The organism is Nitrosomonas supralitoralis (assembly GCF_003011925.2).
GTDB classification, from domain to species: domain Bacteria; phylum Pseudomonadota; class Gammaproteobacteria; order Burkholderiales; family Nitrosomonadaceae; genus Nitrosomonas; species Nitrosomonas supralitoralis.
Window position 1 is genome coordinate 1 of sequence record NZ_PXXU01000109.1, and the last position, 4002, is coordinate 4002.

General features: G+C 44.0%; 4 protein-coding genes. All 4 read right to left on the minus strand.

Going from position 1 to position 4002, the window contains the following annotated elements; translation table 11 throughout:
- Positions 1–115 precede the first annotated feature (115 nt).
- Positions 116–2362 carry a bifunctional DNA primase/polymerase gene (locus tag C7H79_RS16535; RefSeq protein ID WP_172592496.1) on the minus strand — a complete coding sequence of 749 codons (2247 nt, stop codon included), beginning with the start codon at positions 2360–2362 and terminating at the stop codon, positions 116–118.
- Entirely contained in the window at positions 2359–3081 is a 723-nt protein-coding gene (locus C7H79_RS16540) for a helix-turn-helix transcriptional regulator (protein ID WP_106708345.1), read from the minus strand. Before C7H79_RS16540 ends, C7H79_RS16535 begins: the two co-directional genes overlap by 4 nt.
- Before the next feature lie 78 nt (positions 3082–3159).
- Entirely contained in the window at positions 3160–3579 is a 420-nt protein-coding gene (locus C7H79_RS16545; protein ID WP_106708346.1) for a hypothetical protein, read from the minus strand.
- Positions 3576–3869, minus strand: coding sequence for a tyrosine-type recombinase/integrase (locus C7H79_RS16550; protein ID WP_242447352.1), 294 nt, complete (start codon positions 3867–3869; stop codon positions 3576–3578). Before C7H79_RS16550 ends, C7H79_RS16545 begins: the two co-directional genes overlap by 4 nt.
- Between the last annotated feature and the right edge of the window lie 133 nt (positions 3870–4002).

Genomic DNA, 4002 nt, shown 5'->3' on the forward strand with positions numbered 1-4002 from the left:
ATATTTTATAACTTTCTAAAAAATAGTGAGTATAGTGTGCATATCGCTGAAACCATTATGAATAAAGGCGTGTAGCTGCACAGATATCTGTGCACTATCTGTGATATCTGTGCAGCTAACTTTCATCCCATAAGATTGGCCCTCCAATATAGCGCTCAAAGTCTTCACGGGTTTTCTCGAGTGATGGGAGACGATAACCCCGTTTTCTGCGGAGATTCTCCATTCGTTGTTCCGTACTTGCCGAAGGACACAGTTTATTTATATTCGCCTTAACCTCCCGTTCGATTACTTGCCTATATGCACGCACGCCTTTTTCTGATTCTTTAAATTCACTAAGCAAATTTTCTGTGCTAACGAACTCAGGCCAATCTATATCAGTTGCGGCAATGGCGCCAGTTGACAAGCAGTTAAACCACCACCGAGGAAATTTATCCAGGCTATGAAGTTTCTGTTCCGTCAATTCATGCGTATTAGGTTTAGCTCGAACATTGAACCCGCTTAAATCCATTGCTAATAAATCGTGAGCGAAAGCTTCTACTCCCCCATTGCAAATTTCTAAATCGAGTTTATCCCAAAAAGCAAAATCCCCTTTCCGATCCTCAGATACCTTCAAAACGAAATCTCTCCTGTCGTCACGGTCAGTACCCTTGAACCACTCGGCATTGGTAGCACTGAAGAACCGATGATAGCTTTGAATCTGCCGTGATGGCTGGTATTTCTCGTTTATGTTAACAGATGGTTCAGTGACAAGGCTTTTTAGTGTATCAGCGCTTGCTCTATCTCCGGCAAATAAAGCCTCATCAAGAAATACTACATATGCGCGTTCTAATGCTCCATTGAAATCCCCGACCACGTTTTTGATACGTGGGACATGCAGGTATGTTGCACTCCATATTTTTTGAAGGATACGGCCAAGCGTCCCCTTGCCGATTCCTTGCCCTCCCAACATAATGATCATTACACCAGGCTTCTCCCATGGCTTTTGTAAAGCATGCGCAATGTATTTCACAAGGTATTGGTACTCAGTTTCTCTACCGCCGCATAATACGTTTCTCAGAAATTCATAGATCAGCGGCCACTCGCCGCATTTCGGAGTAATTGTTTCTCCAACCCATAGATTGAGCGTGCCAGCAGAATTGCCGCGAGGGTTGAACTCGATTCTATCGTACATAGTTGTATTCCTATCGCGTAAGAACAAATTCGAAATCTTTCTACAATCAGCTTGTGGGAACTCATTAGATATATATCTTTCAAGCAACAACACACCGTCCGCTCGATTTATAACTTCCAATCTTGCAGCCGATCCCTCCACATTACGTAGGCCCAAATTACCCTTATCAATTACTCCGACCTTACCTCCCAATGTGATGAGCGCGAATTTATCCTGTGCTTTGGACAAGGCATCAATCGAACCAGAATCATTTACTGGGGCACCGTCAATATCAGCATCTGTATGATTAGATGTCTTCAATTCCGCTAACAGACTGCGGTACGTTCGTCCGGATGGATCGTGATCTTGACGATCCCATCGCGCTCGATTCTTATCATAATCGTAATTGCCGCCAATTTTCTGGCTAAATATATCAAAAATACCCCATGCCAATTCGTCCGGCCAGTGGCAAAGATATACTAAGCTTCTTAGTTCTAGCATCAAATTAAACCATTCAAATTCAACTGAACAATTTGTATGATGCATTCTGGCTTTGACTGCATTCCGCAATTTAATCGCATTTTCCCTAGTAGGAGGGAAATCATGTGATTTTATAATTTTCTTTGGTTGAGTTGTCTTTACTAAAACTTCTCGATTTTTCTTCCCAGTATTTTTATCCGACAATAATTCCGCATGAAGCCAGGCAGGCATTGCGAGGATTGATTTAGCTTCATCCTCTATAAACGAGTAATTGCCAGCACCGGCTTTACCGTCCTCTGCTACATAACTAGGTGGCATTACCACGTAACCACCCATAGCACGAATATCAACCCCCGCACATGGGATACCTTGCCCTGATTTGATGCCGGCACCCTTAAAATAGATATGCTGACCACCGGAGCGCGTCTTTACTCTGATAGTATGCGGAAGTTCCCGGCCATTAAGCCACGCTTCAAAATTAGCGAAACCATCAACTCCATTTTTATTATCAATATCAATAATCACGATATCGATCATCCCGCAATTCAGCCCGATGTTATAAGCCTTATCTTTCCACCATTGATAAATCTGGTTTTTATCAGTAGCAGCCTCATGAAAACCCCTTGAGCCGGGGAGCGGTTTCTTACCCCCCGCAATCAGAGGGAAAACAGGGAGCCCCTTCTCTGCATAAAAAAGCGCGCTATCAAGCAATTGCTTAACTGGGTTATTCATGGCCGCGCCCGGATAGCATTCCATTCGGGAGCCAGTAGAGCGCCATCAGTTAGTAGTTCGGCAATCCAATCTAGTTCGTCTTGATGTTTTGCCTCGCAGATCAGGATAGAGGATGTCCGTGGTTGATCTCCCCCTGTTTCACTCCACCGTCCACAATATGGTGCAAGGTTTGTTGGGATGCAAAAAGATGCTAGGCCCATGGATTGTAGAGCAGCCTGATAACCTTGTGGTAGATGGTAGGGTTCATTGAGTATAAATTTAGCCCCAGATTGAGCCTCTACCCAATAAGAAACGTGGTCGAGGTTCCTTGCCGGTCGCACTTTTTCCAATAGCCTAAGAAATCCTTGATTGGCTTTTCTTGGGCGTAGTCCTGAGTACCAACCAAAATCCTTAACCCTGCGTGCCCTTGCTATACGTTCCGGTATATCAGAGGAAGGTTCATAATAAGGATAATTTTCATAACCTGAAAGAGGATGTTTAGCATTTAAAGTTGAGATCATGGTTACACCCCCCTCAACATTCAATAATTGCTTGATATCAGAAGCTTTCCATGCGGTGGTGCGTTTTCCAAGTTTGTAGCTTGGGGGATAGATGCCAGATTTTACGCCCGCATACCAGCTGGAACGGCTTACTGGAAAAACAGCAAGAATTTGGGGTAGTCGGACATATCCTGTTGTTGGGATTGATTGTGCATTTGGTGCATTTGGTGCATTTGGCATTGTTTCGCTCCTATAATGTTCAAATAAATGCACGATATAGGCCCGATGAATGGATGTCACAGGATTGAAATTACAATTTCAGTCCGGCTTAGGTAAGTGAAAATCTCGTTTTCGCAGCTCAACATTCTTATTCCAATATGTTTTTAAAGTTTCTTCAGTCAAGCCAAATGCGTTAAGATCATTTTCTCCAATCCTAGCGATAGCTTGTTCAAGGGTTAATCCCAAGCCGCCATCTTCTATACGAGCTTTAGCTGTTGCAATCCAACCCAGCGATAGGCGCTTTTTTATCTCACCTTCGTATCTTTTATTTTGTGCGGTTTTGCTTTTATGTTCTCCCCGTTTAGCTTTTACGTTCAAAGCTTGGTTTGCATCTATACCATCAGCAATCTGTGATAAAGCAGTCGAGAGAAATTGCTTATCCGCTGATGATAAAGGCGCCTCGGTCTTGAGCTTATCCGATATTTTCCTCAAGCGTTTTTGTTCGTCGTGGACACTCATGCGACTCGTTCTGCCATAGGAATGATTTCAGCGCCAGTTTTTAGCTTGTCTAGATAATCCGCCCATTGCTGCATCATCTTGCGACGTGCTGGTAGGTGAGCGGTGCGATTATATGCCCGTCCATTGGGGTCACGTACAGCATGTGCAAGCTGATGTTCTATATAATCAGGACGTATTTGTAACACTTCATCCATAATTGTGCGTGCCATTGCTCGAAAACCGTGTCCACTCATTTCCTCTTTAGCAAACCCCATGCGCCGCAGTGCTGCCAGAATTGCGTTATCACTCATTGGTCTGCCATTGGTACGTGCACCCGGAAAAACGTAACGATCAGCGCCAGTTAGTGCATGGAGTTCGCGCAGGATTTCTATTGCTTGAACACTACTGTCCCGTTAACTTTCACAGCAAGTCCATCTGGCAATT